The following is a 19,299-nucleotide window of genomic DNA, read 5'->3' on the forward strand; positions in this document are numbered from 1 at the left end:
GCACCCCATGCGGTGGACAGGGCGAACGAGCTCGAGCACGGCCAGGAGCAGCGGCAGGATGACAGCACGACGGTCGGGAACAGCGCGGCGGCGCGGCCGCGGGATTGTGCGAAGTCGCCGCGTCGTATCGGTGGTGGGGTGAGGTGCCGTGGGCGCTGGCGTCGAAGTCGCAGTTGGGGCGGGCGGATCTGCCGCGTGAGCCGGGCGGGCCGGTGCGCGGCTGGGTGACCGGGCGGGATTTCCGCGGCCGTGAGATGGACATCGAGCTGTACGCGGTGGCCGAGTCGGTGCCGACGAAAGCGAGCGGCGGGCAGCTGGCGGCCGCCGACCGGCGCCGGACCGCCACGGTGCGCGCGTGCAAGGCCCTCCAGGCGGCCCTGGGTGGCCGCAGGCGCATCACCTGGACGGCCGATACTTCAAGCCCGTGACGGAGCGTCTGGCGGCTCTGGGGCACCCTGTACAGCTTGGTCCGGCCATGCCGCACGGTCCCGCCGAGACGGAAGTCTGGAGCCCGCACCGCAGGGTGTGGCCGGGGCAGGTACGCGACCGCCTCGCGCAATGGCGCGGCGAGCTGGACCCGGCGACCGGGGAGCTGCGCGTTCCATGGCTGCCCGGCACCGCCGACCGACTCCTGCTCTGCCTCCAGCGCATCGCCGACGGCACCGGCGCGGGACGGCCCGGGAGCAGCCGGGGAGCACTCCGCGAGAACGAAGGCGCCCGGCCCGAGGGCGCGTACGAGGTGCGGATCGCGGTCACCGGCCCGGCCGGCGCCGCCGAACGCCTCGCAGGAGTCCTGGCCGCCATGGGCGCCGCCGAGCACGGCTCCCTGGCCGGACCGGTGCCCTCCCGCGAAGTACCCGGCGCCCAGGTGACGTACTTCGCCGGGAACCCCGAGGTACTGCTGCCCGGGGATGAGCCCGCCGGTACCGCGCAGTGATCAAGGTATGGCGTCGCGGCGCGGCGTGACAGTCAGCGTGACACCTGGCGTGACAGGGCCAGCGTGACAGCCGTCCGGGCGTCTACCTGCCCCGTGATCAGCGTTCCAGCTGCCACCTCTTGAGCGGGGGGATCAGCGCCATGGGGCGATGCCACAAGCGCCACCTGCCATTCACGTCGATCCGGGCTACCCAGGCGAAGTACGCGACCCCATCCATGAATTCCGCACTGTTGCGGAAGGTGTTGGCCAGCCAGAAGGGGTGGGAGGGCGGACAGCGCGCTTCCAGGTCTTCGACGGACTTCCGCAAGGTCCAGGGCTTGTACCAGGAACGCAGAAGTGCGAGCTTCTCTGGCTCCTCCAGGTCGTTCCACAAAGAATTTCCTGGGGTGGCTCGGTCTGACGGGCGGTGGCCGGGCCGTAAAAGTGGGATTCGTGGGCTTCTTCCAGGGCGTCATCGTCGATGTTCTCTGGATACCAGTCCTTGTACAGGCTGTCGCTGGCGAACGGCGGGCCGACGATGCGCCAGAACAGGTGCCGTGCGGCGTCGCGTACGTCCCTGGGCGCGCGCAGTTCGATGGCGTGGAGGGCGGCGTACAGCTCGTCCACGCGCAGGGGTATGTCGTCTCCGCCGTCACGGCGCAGGCGGTAGAAGGTGACGCACAGGGCCAGGAAGCGGTCGTAGACGACTGCCCGGTCTTCTCTGCGTCCGTGGCGTACTGCCACCAAGGGGTTTGTTGAAGCCTGAGCCATCCGCATCGCCTGGGCTGTCGCCCGCATTGCTGCGCCTGTGACCGGTTCCGCCATGCGCGGACCGTAACAGCCCCGGGGGGTACTTTCCTGGGGCTTGCACGGCCCAGGGTTCCCGATATGCACGGTCAACCTTCAGTGGCAATCGTTCAAGGATCGATGGCACGGGACATCTGCGGGCGTTGCGATCATCGCTGCTCAGGGGTGGGATAGAAGCGTGCCGCAGACGATCGTCCGCTTGCCCATCGTCTGGGGTCTGGTGAGCATCCCGGTGACGGTGCACGCGGCTGTCGAACCCCATTTGGTGCCGCTGCACCAGGTGCATACCCGGTGCGGTGGCGGGCGGGTGCGCCTGCGCCGGTACTGCGAGCGGGAGGGGATTGAGATCCCCTACGAGGAAGTGGCACGCGGGTACGAGGCCGCCGACGGCCGCTTGGTTGTCCTGAGCGAGGCCGATCTGGCTGACCTGCCGCTGCCGGCCGCTCGGAGCATTGAGGTCCTGGGCTTCGTCGACGCGGGCCGGATCGACCCGCTGGCCTTGGACCGGGCGTACTTCCTCGGCCCGGGCGAGGCGGCGGTGGCCCGCCCGTACACGCTGCTGCGGGACGCGATGCGCGAAGCCGGGCAGGTAGCGGTGGTCCGGGTGGCGCTGCGCACGCGGGAGTCGCTCGCTGCGGCTGCGGCTGCGGCTGCGGCTGCGGCTGCGGAACGAGGTTATCGGCAGGTTCGGATATTCGACAGTGCGGAATAGCTACTGACCCAGACCTTGAGAGCGCCAGGGCGTCCACACCCAAAGTCGGAGAAATGCATTGCCGTGCCAGAGGTTCGGTCGGCATGCTCACGGCTGTGATCGCTGCAGAAAAGTCAACCGATGCCACTGTCGTTGGTGAGGGTGGGGCCCGGGCCGGTGGCTTGATCGGTCTGCGAGTCTTGATCGCTGCCGAGCCTGCTGATTAGGTGGCTGGCATGCCTGAGCTCGGACTCATCGCCTGGCCACTTGCCCCGATCAGGACCGAGAGGCTCGTACTCCGTGAGCCCGAGGCCCGGGACCGTGCGGCGTTCATCGAACTGCTCGCCTCACCAGAGGTGCACACCTATCTCGGTGGCCCCCGCCCACGTGACCAGCTTGAGCGCGAAATGCCCGGGGCGCCCGAGCGGTGGCCCGGGAGTTTTGTCGTTGATCTCGACGGGGCGATGATCGGCCAGATCCTGCTCAGGAGAGCACCGGAGCACCGTCGCCCGGCTGCCGAAGGGAAAGTCGATCTCGGCTACCTGTTCCTGCCGCGGGCGTGGGGATTCGGGTACGCCGCCGAGGCGTGTGCTTCGGCACTCGACTGGTTCGACAGCGTCCTTCCCGGCGAGCCGGTGGTGCTCACCACCCAGACCGCCAACGTCGGCTCGATGCGCCTCGCGGCGAAGCTGGGGTTCACCGAGGTAGAGCGATTCCAGGCCTGGGACGCCGAGCAGTGGCTCGGCATGCGGTCCCCGGTCACGCCCTCTGAGAAACCATCTTGAACTCCGGTGGGCGTCTTCGCCGATGACGGGTTGGGATCCTTGGCCTCTTGGCCGGGTGGAGGAGGACGCGTGACTGTCGAGGAGTCGTGGGAAAAGATCGAACGCTGGATAGCCCAGCACGCCCCGGAGGAAGCTCCATTACCGGCTCCCTGTACTCGCGCAGACCTGGAGCTCTTGTACGAGTCTCTCGGGGGGCAGCTGCCGGAGGATGTCGAACGCTCGCTGCTACGTCACAACGGTTCAGGCCTGACGGTGATCCTCCCGCCCAAATACACGCTCCTGGGCGTCGAGGACATCCTCAGGAACCGTGCGACCTGGTTGAAGTACGCGGCACCTGATGACGCGAACCTGGAGGAGGGAGACAAGCCCTTCCTGGTTCCGTTCGCGGCGTTGAGCGTTATTCAGCTCCTGGTCGACATCAGGACAGGCCGCCTTGGCTGGTGGGACATCGAGCAGGGCTTCGCCTGGGAACGTGATCCGTTCTGGCGCTCCTTCACCAGCGCCCTGGACTTCGTCGGGAACCTGCTGGCCTCGCCGCCTCCCTGGATCGCGACGCTGCCGGGCGACGAGGAGTGGGAGGTAACGGACAGGCACCCGGATTTCCCCGGGGCGCTCATATGGACCGAAGATCTGGTCGACTGACGGTCAACCGTCTGGAAGCAGGCTGCGAGTACCCGGGCATCGAGCTGGCCTTCCCCTTCCGGGATTTACTCGCGAACAGGCGTCGTGTGATCACCCTGCTTGAACTGCCGAAGCTGGCCGGGGAAGTGCGGCTGTCGGGTGAATGGGCGGTCGGGCGATCCGGCGGGTCATGAGCGTGATCGTGGCGAGGTGAGCATTGCTTCGGAGTGCTCGGGACGGGGCTTGTAGTCGCGCACATTGCGGCGCGCGTGCACCAGCCACGCCGGTGACCTCTCCACAACGACGCGGCAAGATCACGAACACTTGAGCACCCTTGGGCCTGCTCACAGTCTTGATCGTCAGACGGAGGAACGACTTCGCCCAGTCCACGAGCTTGCCTGCCAAGGCCAAGTTGGCTCAGACGATGGGGCCGCGGAAGTCAGGCCGGACTGTGCCCGGCGGGGGCGTCGTAGACGAGGCTGTATCGCCAGAACAGGCGACGCCGGATCCGGGCGCCGGGCAGCTCCTGCGCGGCCGCAGCCCGTATGTCCCTCAGAGTCTCCTGCGGAGCGGTGGTGGGCGCCGTCATGTGCAAGGGCAGCACGGTGGCGCGGGCCGGATGCTTGACCAGCCCCATGACCGGATTCAAGAGCAGGGCCAGCAGGGAGACGAGCAGATCGACGCGCCCTGCCTCCCGATAGCAGCCGACGACCACAAGACGTCCACCCGGAGCGAGACAGCCGCGAAGTTCCCGCAGGCTGGCCACCAGCGGCAGGTGATGCAGGACGGCGACCAGGGTGACGGCGTCGAAGCGCCGGTGCGAGTCGCGCCCGGCGAAGTCGGCTTCCACGATGGTGACCGCCGGGTCGTCGGCGAAGCGCTTCGCCGCCGCGCGGGCCATCCCGGGGTCGGGTTCAAGCCCGGTGACGATGACCGCCCGACGACGCAAAAGCGCGGCAAGATTCCCCGCACCGCACCCGACATCGAGGACGTGGTGAGCCTTGGACGCAGCCACCTGGCCAGCGGTCCAGGGGCCGTAATGGTCGTTGTGGCTCCATGGATGCCGCTGATTGAAACGGTGGAGGTAGGAAAGCAACGCCATGGCGCCACGGTAGACAGAAAAGGCACCTCACGGGGCGTGGTCCCAGGCGACGGGTGGCGGCTACGTTCCAGACCGTAGTCAGCCGCATGGGATCGATCGCGATGCAGACCATGGTGTGGCCGGACGAGCTGCGCTCCACCGAGGACATCGCGGTCCCGAAGACGCCGACGGCCGGGCGCCAGGAGCTGCAGATGGCTCACCCCCTGATGGACGCGCTCGGCAGTGACTTCCGTTTCGAAGAGCAGCAGGACGCCTATGCCCACGCGCTGGAGCGGGTGGTGGCCGCCCGGTTGGAAGGGGCGGAGCCGCCTCACGCGGCCGCCACCGGTGGAAGGCGCACTGGTGGACTTGATGGCTGCTTTAGAGCAGAGCGTGGAGGCTGCGCGGGCGCGCCGTGCCAAGCCGTCCAAGGAGAAGGCGGGGACGAAGAAGACTGCCCGACCCCGTCGGGATGGCTGACGCTGCCGGTCCCGACATGGGTCGGGTCCCGCCGGTTGGCGGGGCCCGGGGTTGTGATGTCCTTCGGAGCGTCCGGGGCCGATTGGCGCGGTCCCGGACGTCTGCTCACTTGCTGTAGCCGAGGCCTCCGTAGTTGTCGCCGTTGACGACGACCGCGCCCAACTCGCTGATGTTGTCGGTGTTGTGGATGTGCACGTTGCCGTTGAGGACCACAGGCCCGGTCGCGCCTTCGATCACGGTGCCGACGTCGCCCGTGACATCCCCGTACTGGTTCTGGCTGCCCTCGTTGTTCCTGGCCATGATGTGTGTGCCTCCTGGGTGGTGATGGTGCGTCTGCTGCTGGGCTGGTTGATCAGACGTCGCGGTTGTACCCGTCGAGCGCGGCGTCGAGCCGCTCGGTGGCCCGCTGTTCGAAGACGGAGTCACCGGACTGCCTGGGCCTCCTGCTGCACCTGGCGGCGGTGGGCGATGCGGGGCCCTCCCACTGCTCCTTGGTCGCGGGGACAGAGCGAGGAGCAGCATGGCGAGACTCCTCCTGGCCTGCCGACCGGTACGCCGTCCCCGCTTGGCCCTGTTCCCGGCGCCGTTGCCCCGCCGGACGAGACCGCGATGGCGTCGTCGGGTGAAGCACAGTCGGGTGAAGACCCGGAGGCGGAGGCGAAGCCCGACGAACACCGCCAGCACTTGCGCGGCCTACTGAAGGCGGCCGCCATTGCGTGTGCCCGGCTGGTGTGCCACCGGGACACCTGGACGTTCGTGATCGAGCAGACCTCCCAGCACCCGCATTTCCGCCATCCAGATCAGGTCAGCGATCTCAACGACGGGCAGATCGAGACGATTCTGTCCGGTCGGTCCCTGCTGGCGATCCTGGTCACGATGCGGAAGGTCCTCGATGACTGTGTCGGAGAGGACTCGGATCTGGCGACCTGGGCCCTGGCCGATGCCGTCTACCGGCGCACGCAGATGGCTGTTGCCGAGGTCAAGTACACCCGCCCTGACGGCAGCGAGGTCACCACCATCGTGCTGGACGATCGGCCCGCGCCTGCCGACGCGTCCTGACCGCCAGCAGACACACTCGTGGCCCGGCCGAACTGGCCGGGCCACACGCGGTCCTCGACTTCGCTCCCTCGATTGGGGTGTGCCGAGAAGTTGGTGGGGGTTCCCGCTGCAACGGAAGCTCCCCGTTTGTCCCTGGTGCGTCCACAGCAATACGGATCGTCGCCCGGGAGCGCGGTAAGCCGCGCTTCAACAGGTAAGAGTGTGGCTGGTCGTCTTGATCAAAAGCAATCTCTCGGCACTGACAATTACGGAACACGAAAAACTTGCCTTGATGACCTGCGGAAACCCGGGTGTGGCATGAGCAACCCTTACCCGTTATTCGCGACAGATCCGCGACACCTCGCGAACAATGCAAGAAAGCGGAGCGCGGATAGTTATTTACCCTCTGTCGGAGGATTGCAAGATTTTCTTCCACCGCAGCTGCAGAGGGTGTGACCTGCAAAAACGCAGCTCCCTGGTTCCCGGAAACCCACCTTCCCGGCGAATCCGCGCAATCTGGCCGACTGCGCAGCGTGCCACGCGTGTCGCGGCGACAGGACATGGTTGACCACGTGTGCGAGTACCGCAACTGCCTCCATACACACGCACGTTGCTCTCAGTAGCGTGAGAAACAGTCCTGTCCACCGGCTGCAACCGGTCCAGGACACGTCCACAGCAATCCCGCCCGGACCTGGAGTTCGCTTGTCCCTGATCCTTCCTGACAACCACGGCACCCCCCAGCCTCCTTCCCAGCCCGAGCCCACGGCTCCGCGCCCCCGCCTGTCCTGGATCGACGTGGTCCTCCTGGTCGTGGTGCTGGGCGCGCTGGTCGCCCTCCTCGCACTGGGGATGGACCTGCCGGAAGCCATGGCCGTGGTAGGCGTTGCCGGGCTCGTCAGCGCCGAAATGCGCCGCCGTTTCACCCAGTCCTGACCCTTCCTCCGGCCCGGGGCCCCGCGCCCCGGGCCGCGGGCTCACGGAAAGGAGACACGGTGGCCCGCCCCATGAACCCCCTGCCCACCAGCGACGGCGAGGACAGCCCGCTGGTGGACTTCGCCTCCACCCTGCGCACCCTGCGCGCCCGGGCGGGGGCACCGACGCTGACCGAGATGGCCCAGCGCTCCGGCGTCTGCACCGCCTCGCTCTCAGACGCGCACAACGGGCGCGCGTTGCCCACCTGGCGCACCGTGCACGGGTACGTCCGTGCCTGTGGCGGCGATCCGGCGCTCTGGCGCTCGCGCTGGGAAGGCGTCCGGCTTGCCCAGCGCACCGGCCATGCCGAGGACCGCCACGCTGCGCTGATGAGCAAATGGGCCCGCACACGGCAGCTGACTCCGCCTCAGTGGGTGAAAAGCGAGGCAGAGCTGGCACGGCTCCTGGACCACATGCGGCGCTTTCGCGGCCTGAGTCTGAGGGACATGGCGCGGCAGAGCGGCGGCTTCTCCCACCACACCTTCGCGGCGGTTCTGCGCGGTGACCGGCCCGTGACCGCCGACATCCTCATGGCCATCCTCCGCGCCTGCAGCGTGGATCCAGGAGCTGCCCAGCGCTGGCTTTCAGCACTGGGCCGTGTGCGGCCCGCAGAGGCACTACGGGTGCAGACGTATAACGCGAGCATCGAAAAGTACCGGCGCACGCGGCTCGCAGGAGGGCGGCCCCGGGCCCCGCGCCAAGACCGGCAGCGGAACGGCTTCACGCCCATGTCCAAGCAGACGGGGGTGGCCTCCCGGATCACGTCGAATGGGTAGTGCTGGATCATCCGTAGACCAACCGCACGGTCGCCGAGCCAGTCGATGATCGGGGAGCTGCCGGTGCGTCCAGGCGGCGGCAGCTCCCCGATGAGGCGTCAGGTGGGTGTCCAGCCGCGGACTTCGAGGTGGGTGAGCTGCGCGTCGGGTGCGAGGCGTCCGGTCTCCACCATCCAGGCGCGCACGGCGGCGGCGACGTCGCCGCCGTGCGCGTCGACCCGGTTCTTCCACTCCCGTGCGTCGAACCCGGCCTCGCCCAGGCCGGGGCCGGCGCTGTTGCCGTACGCGCGCTCTTCGGTGCTGTCCTTGCGCTGGACGACGTTGCGGCGTACGCCTGGTGAGTCCCGCATGCGGCCGGAGTCAATCAGGAAGTCCCTCTTCTTGGCCCGGACGGTGAAGGCGATCCGGCCTTCGGCCGCCGCGGTGTTCTCCACCACCGGCCGCAGCCGGGAGGCGCCGGAGGCGATGTGCTGCTTGGCGGCGCGGGCCATGGTGGAGCGGCCCGGGGTGGCGATCACGTCTTTGGTACGCACTCGGGCCGTCTTTCCGGCCTTGGTGGTGCGGCGGTGGACGTACGGCTGCGCCACCGCCTTCAGCTCGGGGACCGTGGTCGCGGCGCCGACCTGGAGCTCCTGGACCGCGTAGCGCAGCGCCTCCACGTAGGAGGCGCCTTTGCCCTTGGTGAAGAACTGGCTCACCAGGGACGGGTTGCGTCCAATGATCTCGCCGACGTCGCGCTTGGTGAGGCCGGCGTTCAGCAACTCCTGGGCCAGCCGCGCCGCCTCATTGACCTGAGATCGTCCGGCACGGCCGCGGCGGCCGCCGGTTCCCCTGCGCCTGCGAGGCGTCATCGTCCGGCCTCCTGTTCCTCAACGAGGTGGGCGCGGCCGAGGGTCTGCAGGGACAGCAGTTCCTCCTCGGTGCGCGGGCCGGTGAACGGTCCGGGCAGGTGGCCCTTCTTGAGGTAGTCGCCGGGCCGGCCGTGGTAAGGCCAGGGAGCGTCGTGGGTGGTGTAGATGGCGTCGGTGCGGAAGCCGACGATCGACTCGGGCGGCAGGTGCAGCGCGCCGACGGAGACGTTGTCCTCGCGCATCTTCGTCGACAGCAGCGCGGCCCGGGCGCCGGACCACACCCCGGCCGCCCACTCGGGGTGCGCGTAGGGGTCGCGGGAGAATCCGGCGCTGCGCTGCCAGGTGATCATCTCGCCGTCGGAGCCGATGATCTGCGCTCCGGCCGGAATCTCGTGCTCGTGGCCGACGGGCACCGAGCGGGTGGTGATGCGGGGGCGTTGGGCGAAGCCGCCGATGCCGTACAGCAGGATGCTGCGGACCGCGCGGGAGGCGAGGTGGGCGGCGGTGCGCTGCCGCTGGTCGCCGTGGTTGGCCGCGAGCGCCTGGAGGGATGCCCAGGCCTCCTTGAGGTGGGTCGACCAGTCGCGCAGCGGGGTGCCGGATTCCCACAGCAGGCCGTCGAGGATCTCGATCCGCCAGGGGGTGATCGGGTTGCGCAGGGCGAGGTTGACCTCCGCTCCCCCGGCCCAGGTGGTGAAGGTCTGGCCGGGCTCGGCCGGGTAGTACCAGGCCCGGTCCCCCGCGGCCGGCGCCGGGAGGATCCCGACGTGGTTCCAGCCGTCGGGCACCGTGACGCGGATCTGCCAGTGGCTGGGGGCGAACAGCGCGTTCGTCTGCTCCTTCTCCGACATGGCGGCGAACGCGGCCGCGGTGATCCGGCGGGGTGCGCCGACGCCGGAAGCCCAGGTGTGCTTGGCGTAGGCGAAGGTGCGGTCGTACTCCACCAACCGCGGCAGCTTCTCCGGCACCCGCGGGGGGAGGATGAGCTCGGTGCGGCCCTGCCCGGCGGTGGCGTGCAACAGACCGCGGATCTCCTCCGACATCACCGGATACCCCTCGGCCCACCGCGACCCGGCCTTGGCGGGGATGGTGCGCGACCACAGGTCGCGGCCGGTCTGCGAGGGCGAGCCCATCAGCGTCACGTCCGGCCAGTGGTGGCGCAGCTGCTTCCACAGCAGCACGAATGCGTCCCGCACGGTGGCCGGGTCGGCGCCCTCGGGGTCGAACCACTCCCCCACCGACCGGATCTCGGTGTGCTGGTCACCGCGCTGCCAGCGGCCCACGGGGTTGCGCGGGTGGACCAGGTGCCCGGCCAGGCGGTCCTTGCCCCGGGAGGACTCCACGCTCCAGCCGGGCACCGGCGCGTTGAGCCAGGCGGCAACCGAGTCGCGCAGGAACGGGTACCGGTCGGCATCCCGGTGCCACGGGTCACCGGCAGTGATGTAGATCCGTTCCACGCTGTTGGGGACGGTGGCGTACACGGCGGTCAGGATCTCCGAGACGCTGGCGGTGCCCAGGTCCAGGCGCGCGGTCTGGTCGCGGTGGACCAGGACGCCGGTGGTGGTGTCGAGGAAGGCCATCTGGCGCGGCTGCTGAGTGAAGTTGGGCCGCTTGGAGGCCAGGTTCGGCGTTGGGACGCACCAGGCGTCGCCGCTCTCCCCGGCCGGGATCGACGGCAGCTCCCGGCCCTGCTCCACAGCAGGCACGGCGACCGGAGCGGGTGCGGGCTGCTGCTCCTGGCCGTGCTGCCCGGACGGCTCCTCGAGGGCGGGCGCGGCACCGTCGGCGACGGCCTCGCCCTCCGGTACGTGTTCGCCGGCCGCGTCGTGCAGCTGCTCGTCGGTGTCGTTGTCGGCGGCCGCAGGTCGGGGCTCGGGGCGACGCAGGTCAGGGGCGAGCGCACCGGCCGGTCCGGGCGCCGGGGCGGCGGCCGCGGCCTGGACGTCGTCGCCGGTCGGCTCCGGCTGCGCGGGGACCGACGGCGGGGCCGCCTGCTGTCGGGGGCCCAGATGCGGGACCAGGGTGACGACGTCAACAACGGCCAGGCCAGCCGCGGGGGCGATTCGGTCGGCCTTGGCCTTCCCGTAGGCTCCCAGCGCCACGATCCGCTTGTCCCGGTCCGCCTCCAGCCGCTGCAGCTCCTTGCGGACTGCTTTGATGTCATCGCGGACTTGACGCAGTTGCCCGAGAGCGGCGGTGAATTCCTTGCTGTCCATCATGGTCTCTTCCGGGCGTCGCGTCGGGTTAGGGGATGGCTGATGAGAGCTATGCGGGTGTCGTTTGTGTGGTGACGTAGGCGATGGTGCCGCCGGCGTGGGACGTCAGGTGCGTGCCCAGCAGGAGATCAGCCAGTTCACGGTCGGCGGCCTTCGGTGCGGTCAGCTCTTTCACCGGGCACGCAAGGTCGGTGATGTAGCCAGCCAAGGCCGCTTCAGGGAAGCCGTGGCGTCCGCGGCTGTCTTTTTCCCAGTGCTTTAGGCCGGTCAGGACTGCGACGACGTAGCCGGACAGTGTTACGGGCAGCACTCCCCCGGCTGCGATACTGGCCGCGTCGCATCGCCACCAGCCCCGCAGTGCCTTCAGCAGGTCCTCCGGCGGCAGTGAGGCCGAGAAGCCAAGCCACTGACGATCATGTTCCTTCACCGGCTTGGCCACATCAGCCCGCAGCACTCCGACCTCCCGGGCCTTGAGGTGTTCAAGCGGCGCGGCCACACGGTCCCGGAGAGTTTGCACGACCTCCAGCGGCACCATGACACGCACTCCACGACGCGACAGGCCCGGCAGCACTCCGGCGTGGATGAGGCGACGGAAGGTGGTGACCGCACAACCCAGCTCTTCCGCAGCTTGCCCTGTTGTCAGCAGCACATCATCCACCCGTTCAAACCGACTTCGATATCTGATGAGGCATCGAAATTATCGAATGCCGGATACCCAAGTCAACGCAGACCCGCACTCGACCTGGTGGAGCATCTTTGGATGCCTGTGCCAGATCGCGGTCAGAGTGAGCTCCCAGCCACGAAGAGCTCCCTGGAGATGGTTTCGGGGCGCTGGGAGGTCGGTGATGCCACGCATGGGCCTTCGGTGTAGGCCACGGCCTGGAAGAAGCCGAGGGTGCCGCTGGAGTGGCAGGCCTGGCACACCTGGCGATTGCGTTCCGGGTGACCTGCTGAACGTGGGGTCTCACGCCAGGCACGCGGGGCCAGCGGCCGGGCTGCATGCAGGCCCGCCCTCATCAGCCACTCCGCCCGGACCCTCTATGGTCAAGGATTGGGCCAGCAGATTCCCTGAACACGGCCACGAATCGCGCGCGCCCACCGGTACCGGGATGCGGCCTTCTGCCGGCATGATCCAGCCCTCATGGAAGGCACATTGGACCAAGCGCTGAACGCGATGGACGCCTGACAGACGTACGGGCGACGACGATGCTCATGCCCCTGCGTCTGCCGCCTCAACCTTTCCCGGCCCGCAAGCCGAGCAGACGTTGTCGTCGTTGACCTCGGAGGGCATTCCAGACGGAATGAGATGATTGGTTCGGCAGGCGGTGCAGAGATCTCCGCCGCATGTACGGCAACCCACGTACCGTCCGCCCGCGTACTCGTAACGCCGCTTTTCAATCCACGGGTCGTCGCACGCCATGAGCAGTCCTCGTCGTCCGAAATTTCCATCCGCGGCAGGTACAACGACCACTTCTCTGCCAGGTTCTCCAGTAGATCGTAAGGTCGCTCGTCGACGCGGCAGGTCCCTTCGACGGGCGGCCCGGCGCACAGATCCAATGTGCTCTGCCTCCCGCCTGCGAGGAGCGCCGGACGTTGCCCGATGATGTGGACACCGCCCAGCGCCCCGGTGGCCAGCGTCAGTCGACCCAGTCGGTCGGGATCAAGGCTTTGCGATGCCCGTCGACCGGTCGCCAGTCCTCCACGATGGCCTCCTGAAACCAGGGTTGCTCGGTGAGGTTGGCGTGGTCGCACACGATGATCTGTAGGGCGCCTTCATTGAGGTCGGCCACATCCCGCAGGAGCTCGAAGTAGGCCGTGACAGTGGCCCAGTCGGCATCCTGAACGGTGGTGGCGTCCTTGATCTTTGCGGGGAAGAAGGCCTGGGTCGGCTGGTCCAGCATGAGGAAGTTCGGGACCGGCCGGTTGTGGAGCCGGAAGTAGGTGTGCAGGGCGAGGTGGGCGACGAGGTGGTAGCCGATCCAGTTTTTCGCGCTGCCGATGCGGTTCAGCGGGAGACGTCCCAGGGGGCGTCGGACCACGACATTGAGCTGACTGAGGCTGATAGCGACTTCGTCGGCTGAGGCGGCCTGTCCAAGGTTCAGACGCTTGGCCCAGGTGGTCATGTTGGCGGCGATGTCGGTGAGCCGTCGTTCCGTCTCGGCGGTGACGTCGTCCTCGTCGATCAGGGCCTGAAGTGTAGCGACGTTTTCCTGGGCCAGGACCAGATCGTTGCGCAACCGGCCGATGTCGCCAACGGATGATCCTGTACCGGCGGTGAGCGCTTGGTCGATCCGTCCCTGGACCCTGGCGATGCGCACATGCTGTTCCTGAAGGTTGCGCATGCGTTCGTCGCTGGCGGCGAGTTCCCGTAGCTGTGCCCCGTTGACTCTCAGGCGTTCGACGACGGCTTCCCGCTCGGTCTGGAGGGAGCGGCGGTGTTCGTCGCGGATGGGCTGGATGGTCTGGGCCTGATCGAGTTCCGCGGAGAGCTGCTCAGTGAGCCTGTTGATCTCGGCGGCTGACGCATCCGGTTCGTCCAGGGGACGCGTGCACATCGGGCAGACGGTGCTGTCGTGGTCGCGTTCGGGCCCGAGGAGGTCGAGGGACTTCAGGCGGCCTAGCTGAAGGTGCAGCTCACCGGTGAAGGCTTGTCCCTGCTTTTGCCAGCGTTCCACCAGTGCAAGCGCTTCATCGAGCTGCTGCAGCTGTTCACGCAGATCCCGCCGCTCGTCATTCAGCGCCTGGCGCCGGTCCCTGAGGTCGACCGGGCCTATGGTCGACACCGTGACGGTGAGTGCCTGCTCGAGCAGAGCTCGGGTCTCCTCGGGGGCGGGTGCCGCCGGGACCTCTTCCAGGATTCCTTCGCTTTGAGCGAGGCGAAGCAGGGCAAGGCCACTGGCGTCCACGGCCGCAGCGTGGCGGTGGGCATCGTCGAGCTTGCGCTGGGCGGCCCGCTGGGCTCTCTGGGCCTCGTTCAAGTGGTAGCGGCGCAGGGCCTGTTCAGGCCCTGCGGCCCCGAGGAGATAGGGAAGAGTGTCTTTGAGAGCCTGGGCGATGCCGTTCTCGGTCTGGCGGTGGAAGAGGGCCTTCTTGTCGGCGATCTCATTCTGGTTCTGGAAGCACAGGAGAGCTGCCTGGCCGATGGAGACGTCGAAGGCAGCACGTGCGGCGCCGGGGGGAGGCTGGAAGCGGAAGTCTTCGATTCCCAGGCGGGCGCTGAGTTGGCTGCGCAGCGCAGCGACGTTCGAATTTGGCGTCAGCTCGTCGGCACGGGGGAGGTCGAGGGTCTCGTCACCGGTGCGGATCATGGCGTGGGTAGTCGAGGCGCCTGCGGGCCGGGGCCGCGCGAGAACCATACGGCTGTCGCGGAAAGCCACCAGGAGTGCATACCAGCCCACGGTCCGGTCGATGGGTTCGTCGGGCAGGTTGGGGGTGCTGCGTCCCAGGCAGTAGTCGACGATGTCGAGGATCTCGGATTTCCCGGTCTCGGACTCACCGGTGAGGATGTTCAGCGCCCCGGGGCGGAAACGCAGGACCCTGGGGGTGGGTCTGCCGTCTCGGTGGTAGAGGGCCAGGGCGAGTAGCTGCATGGTGGTTCGCGAGCTCCTTGTGGGGGTGGTTAGGGGCGGACGCCGAGGAGGTTGAAGGCGAGGGAGGGGTCGACGACTGCAAGCCAGCGTCCGACGAGGCCTGCGCGGCGGGCGCAGTCGGCGACTTCCTCACTGGCGGCTGCCGAGGCGGGTTTCGGTGCGCGGGGGCAGCGCAGTCCTGAACCGGTGACGTCGATGGCGTGGTGGCGGGCCGCGGTGCGCAAGCTGGCGCGGGTGTATTCAGTCAGTGCGGCAGCGCGTTGCGCGAAGGCGGCTTGGTGCTGGGGGTGTTCGTTGAGCCACGCAGACATCGAATGGACGGACTGCGTGGGCAGCTCCTTGCGTGTGTCTGCGGGCAGTACGAAGGGCAGCACGAGGAAGGCGCTGGGCCAGGGCATGGGGCGGTCGGCCTTCTTATTGGCGGCGTGGACGCTGGTGGCCAGGAGGTAAGCGCCGAAGGCCGTGTTGAGCACAGCCTGTGCTTCGGGGACGCGATGGTTGGTCATGGTCACTGGCCCTGCGGCTCGTTGTGGTTCTGGCACAGGTCGGGGTAGTCGGGGTGCCAGCCGACGGAGTCGTCGTCATGGGCGGTCTGCGCCCGACCGGCGAGGCTGTGCATGGTGCCGCGGCCGATCCATCCTTCGGTGGTGCTCCCGGGGCGGGCGGGTTTGTCAGCGACCTTCTCCATGGTGTCATCCAGGACGCGCTTGCCAGCAGCCTTGCGTTCCGCGGCGGGAGTGTCATCCTCGATCGTGTCGGTGTGCCGGGTGAAGACGTGGTCCCACTCGTCCCACAGGAGCCGCTCGTAGTCCTCAAGCCCCTCTTCGGTGATCTTGAAGGTGCGAAGCCATTCGGAGCGCTGGGCGCGGGCGTAGTGATAGTCCCGCAGGTGGGTGGCGATGGTGCGGTCCTTGAGCCCGATCCACTGCATCTGGGCCACGACCAGGTCGTCCTTGTAGGCGTCGATCTCGGCGACCGTGAGGCGGCGCAGCGTCTCGGTGATGGGCAGGTTCTTCCCCGCATACCGGTCGGTGATCTCCTCCAGGCGGCACTGCAGTTCCTGGGCGGTGACCGAGGCCCGAGTCCGGTTCTTGCGGTCCAGCAACTCGACGGCCATGCCGTACCACCACCCCTTGATGTCGTCGAGGATGGCGCGGGCGTGCTGCCCAGGCCTGATCCCCAGTGTCCGGGCCAGATTAGAGTTGAGGTCTGACATCAGCGGGGACGCGTCGCTGATCTCGATGGCAGCAACGAGCCGGTAGCGCTGCGCGGGCGTGAGCTCGGTGAACTTCTTGCGGTCTTTTGCTGTGTTGTCGGGCTCAGATGCCTGGGCGATCTGCTCCATGCCAGCCAGGGCATCGGCTACGGAGCGCCCGGGGCCAGGGCGGAGCTGGTGGAGGAAGGTGCCTTCGGCCGCCATCTGGGTGGTGACCAGCCGCAGCAGGGGCATCGCCCCGGCGGACAGGCTCCCCACTACGGTCAGCGCATCGATCCACGAGGCGACAGATCGCCAGAAGTCCTTGCCAGTCTCACTCAACCGCCCGGCATTCTCACGGTGTTTGGACTGCAACAGCTCGAACGGGTCGTCCGTGTCCTCGTACAGGAACTCGATGTCGTCGAGGACCTCCATACGGACTTCGACCGTGATGTCGTCCCAGCTGCGCTGGGCGAGCTCCAGCAGGGCCAGCTCGCACTGGTAGAGGTACCCGGTCATCTGGCCTGCCGCCGAATGCGACCCCGTTTGCGCCACGTTCCCCACTTGTGGTCGAGCCTGTACCAACGACAGTTCCCTCGCCGGGCATGACAGCCACGACGAGACACGGCGCCGACGGCTGCAAGCGATTCCCCCACGAACCAGCCCACCGCTCCCCTGTTGGCGTAATCTAGCACCTCCCGGACAAGCGATATCCAAACGATCAGCGGGGCCACGGGAGGCAGCTTCTTGGGCGGCCGGGCTGCAGAACAGCACGCAGCAGTCCTCGTCGGTGACCGCCATGGCTCTTCCTGCTGGCGCCAAGATGGTCGACGACCTCAGCGAGAGTCCGCAGCCACATGCCCGGGCGGACGGTACACCCTCACTCAGCGAACAGGGCCGCACCTCGCCCGATGGCCCGGGTGATGATGGAGCGGTCCACGCCGAACCAGCAGGCCAGCACGTGTCGTGCGTGGTCCCCGTGACAGAGATGGACGAGCGCGACCAGACTGCTCGACGATTAGCGATCACTTCGGCCGACGGGCCCGTGATCCTTTGGTCACTGGTGATCGCTCACGAGCCGCGTTCCCTACCACACAACCATGATCGACAATCAGGAGTCCGACGTCTCACCGCCAACCGTGCGCGCAAAGGGCGCCGCGGCATCGCCGAAGCTGCTGACCCTGGGCACCTCCCGCGCAGGGAGCGACCGAATGAGTCGGAGAGCCTGAGGCAGGACAGCGTCAACTAACGGCGGCCTGTATGCAGGTGAGAACAGTCTCGTCGCGACGCGGTGACAGGCCCTGTGGACCTGCATCACTACGCTTCGGGGTGTGTGCTGCGCGGGCTCGTTGTATCCATCCAGTGTGCTGGTACGAGCTTTTCGCTGTCCCGCCAGTTCTGTACCACGGTTTCCTGAAACCACGGTGCCGGGAGGTTCACATGGTCACACACAATGACCTGCAGTTCGGGTGCCAGTTCCTGAACCACTTCCTGGATTAGCCTGAACAGCCGTTCTGCCGCCAGATGATCTTTGTGACCCTGCTCGTCGCCATCGTGAGTCATGGAGGCATACCAGGCTTGTGAGGGCTGGTCCAGGAAGAGGATGCGCGGAACCGGTCGCCGCTGGCGCACGAAATAGCGGTGTAGGGCCAAATGGGACAGAACATGATAGCCAACCCAGTTCTGTCCGCTACCCACACGCGAAAGGGGGTGCCTGCCCTCCTGGGTGTCGAACTCAACGGTCAGCCGGCTTAGGTTGAGGTGCACACCGCCGTCACCGTGCTCGAGCTGCAGCTCATGGGCCCATAAGGTGATGTCCCGGCTGATGGGAACGAGTCGGGCGAGGAGCTGGTCACGCTCTGCTTCGGGGTCGAGTTCGGATTTAAGGGCCTCTACTGCGGCCCTGGCTGTGTCCCGTGCCCGCCTGAGTCGTGTTAGGTCAGCCCCTGAGTTGCGCTGTAGTGCGGTGAGCATGCCGTGGATGCGGCCACGGACAAAGTCGCTGCGATCCGTGTACGGGAGGCGCCCGCTTGCTGCCTCTCCCTCCGCGAGAGCCTGTAAGGCGTGCTCGGCCGCGTTGAGCTGGCTGCGCAGTCGAGCGGTCCGCTGCTCTATGGCCTCGAGGGCCGCTCGCCTTGCCGGGCGTATCGAGTCGATGCCGTCCAGTTGTCTGTCGAGCCGGTGGAGGCTGTGCCTGAGCGTCGCCACTGTCAGATCCGGTTCAGGCAGAGTGGAACCGCACAGAACGCATGTGGTCGCGTCGTCGTCCGCAGGTGACGGGATGAGACCGAGGCTCGCCAGCCTGTCTCGTGGGATACGTGCGGCGGCTGAGTAGTCGTCCGCAGCGGCAGTCTCCGCCAGGAGCAGTCGACGGTCTGCCGCGAGAGTTCTGAGCTGGTCGCGCAGGTCGGCGCATGTCTGCTCGAGCTCAAGGGTGCGCTGACTCTCGTATTCCGCACTGGGCATCTCAGCACGTGATTGGACGGCGTCGTGAAGGGTTTCCAATGCCTGGACATGATCGTCGGGAGGAGTCGGTGATGAGACCAGGCTCAGGGCATGGGCTTCATGCCACAGCGCAGCAAGTGTCTCTTGGGCTGTGTCGTTTGTGCGCTGGGCCTGACTGAGGTTGTTCTCTGCCTGCTTGAGGCGTCTGCGTGCGGCGGTGAACTGCGCGTGTTTACGCGCCTGGTCGTGAGGGGCTGCTCCGAGGAAGTACGGCAGAGTCTGCTTCAGGGCAAATGCGACGTGGTGGTCGCTTTGACGGTGGAAGAGCCGGTTACTGTCGGCGATCTCGCTCTGGCCTTGCAGACACAGCAACGTTGCGTGGCCGAGGTGGGCCTCGGTCCCGATGCCGTCCTGGCCGTGGGTGTCGTGGTTGTGGTTCTCCGCGATCCCGATGATTTGGCTGAGCTGTTGGCGCAGCGTGTGACGGTCAGTGTTCGCTGCGAGGTCCTCGTAGGGCAGGGCTTCGAGATCTGCCCCAAGTTTCAACATGACTCGGTTGGTTGTCTTCCTGCCTGGTCCGGGTGCTGGCCGGGCCACGAACGCGCGCGTCTTGCTCATCTGAAACAGGGCTGCGTACCAGGAGACTGCGTCAGTCATGGGGCCGAGAGGGAACAAGACTGTTTTGCGCCCCGTGCAGTACTCGAAGATATCGAGCAGCGTGCTCTTTCCTGTTGCTGAGTGCCCCGTGATCACGTTGAGTGCGCCTGGCTTGAAGTCCACGACGCGGCGGGCCCCGTCGGTGCTGTATAGGATGATGGCGAGCAGCTGCACGTGC

The 19,299-nt window shown here is 67.5% G+C and carries 19 protein-coding genes and 1 pseudogene; 9 read left to right on the forward strand and 11 right to left on the reverse strand.

Translation table 11 applies throughout. The features are described 5' to 3' along the window. Positions 1-143 precede the first annotated feature (143 nt). The gene (locus tag HYQ63_RS00005; RefSeq protein WP_179931914.1) at positions 144-428 is read left to right on the forward strand and encodes a hypothetical protein; all 285 of its coding nucleotides are present in this window, start codon (positions 144-146) and stop codon (positions 426-428) included. Between the two features lie 47 nt (positions 429-475). Beyond that, positions 476-937 carry a hypothetical protein gene (locus tag HYQ63_RS00010; RefSeq protein WP_179931915.1) on the forward strand — a complete coding sequence of 154 codons (462 nt, stop codon included), beginning with the start codon at positions 476-478 and terminating at the stop codon, positions 935-937. Positions 938-1,034: 97 nt separating this feature from the next. On the opposite strand, the gene HYQ63_RS00015 is transcribed toward HYQ63_RS00010, so the two are convergent. Then, positions 1,035-1,310, reverse strand: a complete 276-nt coding sequence (locus HYQ63_RS00015; protein WP_179931916.1) for a hypothetical protein — start codon at positions 1,308-1,310, stop codon at positions 1,035-1,037. 59 nt (positions 1,311-1,369) lie between these two features. Here HYQ63_RS00015 and HYQ63_RS00020 point away from each other — a divergent pair, with 59 nt between their 5' ends. The 4 genes from HYQ63_RS00020 (at position 1,370) to HYQ63_RS00035 (ending at position 3,841) form a co-directional block, all read left to right on the forward strand. Further along, a complete protein-coding gene (locus tag HYQ63_RS00020; protein WP_179931917.1) occupies positions 1,370-1,675 on the forward strand; it encodes a hypothetical protein in 306 nt (101 codons plus the stop codon). A 226-nt stretch (positions 1,676-1,901) separates the two neighbouring features. Further along, the gene (locus tag HYQ63_RS00025; protein WP_257231482.1) at positions 1,902-2,435 is read left to right on the forward strand and encodes a Ku protein; all 534 of its coding nucleotides are present in this window, start codon (positions 1,902-1,904) and stop codon (positions 2,433-2,435) included. Between the two features lie 215 nt (positions 2,436-2,650). Beyond that, positions 2,651-3,199 carry a GNAT family N-acetyltransferase gene (locus tag HYQ63_RS00030; protein WP_179931918.1) on the forward strand — a complete coding sequence of 183 codons (549 nt, stop codon included), beginning with the start codon at positions 2,651-2,653 and terminating at the stop codon, positions 3,197-3,199. A gap of 69 nt (positions 3,200-3,268) precedes the next feature. Beyond that, the gene (locus tag HYQ63_RS00035) at positions 3,269-3,841 is read left to right on the forward strand and encodes a hypothetical protein (protein WP_179931919.1); all 573 of its coding nucleotides are present in this window, start codon (positions 3,269-3,271) and stop codon (positions 3,839-3,841) included. A gap of 150 nt (positions 3,842-3,991) precedes the next feature. Here HYQ63_RS00035 and HYQ63_RS45780 read toward each other — a convergent pair. From HYQ63_RS45780 to HYQ63_RS00045, 3 genes and pseudogenes are all read right to left on the reverse strand, one after another. Further along, a pseudogene (locus HYQ63_RS45780) lies at positions 3,992-4,237 on the reverse strand (IS5/IS1182 family transposase); the annotation flags it as partial. A 22-nt stretch (positions 4,238-4,259) separates the two neighbouring features. Beyond that, complete coding sequence (locus HYQ63_RS00040; protein WP_179931920.1) at positions 4,260-4,922, reverse strand: trans-aconitate 2-methyltransferase; 663 nt, start codon at positions 4,920-4,922, stop codon at positions 4,260-4,262. Between the two features lie 564 nt (positions 4,923-5,486). Beyond that, complete coding sequence (locus HYQ63_RS00045) at positions 5,487-5,681, reverse strand: hypothetical protein (protein WP_179931921.1); 195 nt, start codon at positions 5,679-5,681, stop codon at positions 5,487-5,489. A 309-nt stretch (positions 5,682-5,990) separates the two neighbouring features. Here HYQ63_RS00045 and HYQ63_RS00050 point away from each other — a divergent pair, with 309 nt between their 5' ends. From HYQ63_RS00050 to HYQ63_RS00060, 3 genes are all read left to right on the forward strand, one after another. Then, on the forward strand, positions 5,991-6,440 hold the full coding sequence (locus tag HYQ63_RS00050; RefSeq protein WP_179931922.1) for a hypothetical protein: 450 nt from the start codon (positions 5,991-5,993) through the stop codon (positions 6,438-6,440). 681 nt (positions 6,441-7,121) lie between these two features. Next, entirely contained in the window at positions 7,122-7,352 is a 231-nt protein-coding gene (locus tag HYQ63_RS00055) for a hypothetical protein (RefSeq protein ID WP_179931923.1), read from the forward strand. Between the two features lie 59 nt (positions 7,353-7,411). Then, positions 7,412-8,167, forward strand: a complete 756-nt coding sequence (locus tag HYQ63_RS00060) for a helix-turn-helix domain-containing protein (protein WP_179931924.1) — start codon at positions 7,412-7,414, stop codon at positions 8,165-8,167. 98 nt (positions 8,168-8,265) lie between these two features. On the opposite strand, the gene HYQ63_RS00065 is transcribed toward HYQ63_RS00060, so the two are convergent. The 7 genes from HYQ63_RS00065 to HYQ63_RS44140 form a co-directional block, all read right to left on the reverse strand. Beyond that, complete coding sequence (locus HYQ63_RS00065; RefSeq protein WP_179931925.1) at positions 8,266-9,018, reverse strand: hypothetical protein; 753 nt, start codon at positions 9,016-9,018, stop codon at positions 8,266-8,268. Continuing rightward, positions 9,015-11,234: a Mucin-19 gene (locus HYQ63_RS00070; RefSeq protein ID WP_179939583.1), complete on the reverse strand. Its 2,220-nt coding sequence runs from the start codon at positions 11,232-11,234 to the stop codon at positions 9,015-9,017. Before HYQ63_RS00070 ends, HYQ63_RS00065 begins: the two co-directional genes overlap by 4 nt. Before the next feature lie 49 nt (positions 11,235-11,283). Then, the gene (locus HYQ63_RS00075; protein WP_257231483.1) at positions 11,284-11,892 is read right to left on the reverse strand and encodes a helix-turn-helix domain-containing protein; all 609 of its coding nucleotides are present in this window, start codon (positions 11,890-11,892) and stop codon (positions 11,284-11,286) included. Between the two features lie 979 nt (positions 11,893-12,871). Beyond that, positions 12,872-14,824: a DUF3732 domain-containing protein gene (locus HYQ63_RS00080; protein WP_179931926.1), complete on the reverse strand. Its 1,953-nt coding sequence runs from the start codon at positions 14,822-14,824 to the stop codon at positions 12,872-12,874. A 29-nt stretch (positions 14,825-14,853) separates the two neighbouring features. Continuing rightward, positions 14,854-15,330 carry a three component ABC system middle component gene (locus tag HYQ63_RS00085; RefSeq protein ID WP_257231484.1) on the reverse strand — a complete coding sequence of 159 codons (477 nt, stop codon included), beginning with the start codon at positions 15,328-15,330 and terminating at the stop codon, positions 14,854-14,856. A 2-nt stretch (positions 15,331-15,332) separates the two neighbouring features. Then, positions 15,333-16,538, reverse strand: a complete 1,206-nt coding sequence (locus HYQ63_RS00090; protein WP_179931928.1) for an ABC-three component system protein — start codon at positions 16,536-16,538, stop codon at positions 15,333-15,335. Positions 16,539-17,336: 798 nt separating this feature from the next. Then, the gene (locus HYQ63_RS44140) at positions 17,337-19,295 is read right to left on the reverse strand and encodes a DUF3732 domain-containing protein (RefSeq protein ID WP_179931929.1); all 1,959 of its coding nucleotides are present in this window, start codon (positions 19,293-19,295) and stop codon (positions 17,337-17,339) included. Positions 19,296-19,299 lie beyond the last annotated feature (4 nt).

It is taken from the genome of Streptomyces sp. Rer75 (assembly GCF_013414305.1).
Lineage (GTDB): Bacteria > Actinomycetota > Actinomycetes > Streptomycetales > Streptomycetaceae > Streptomyces > Streptomyces himastatinicus.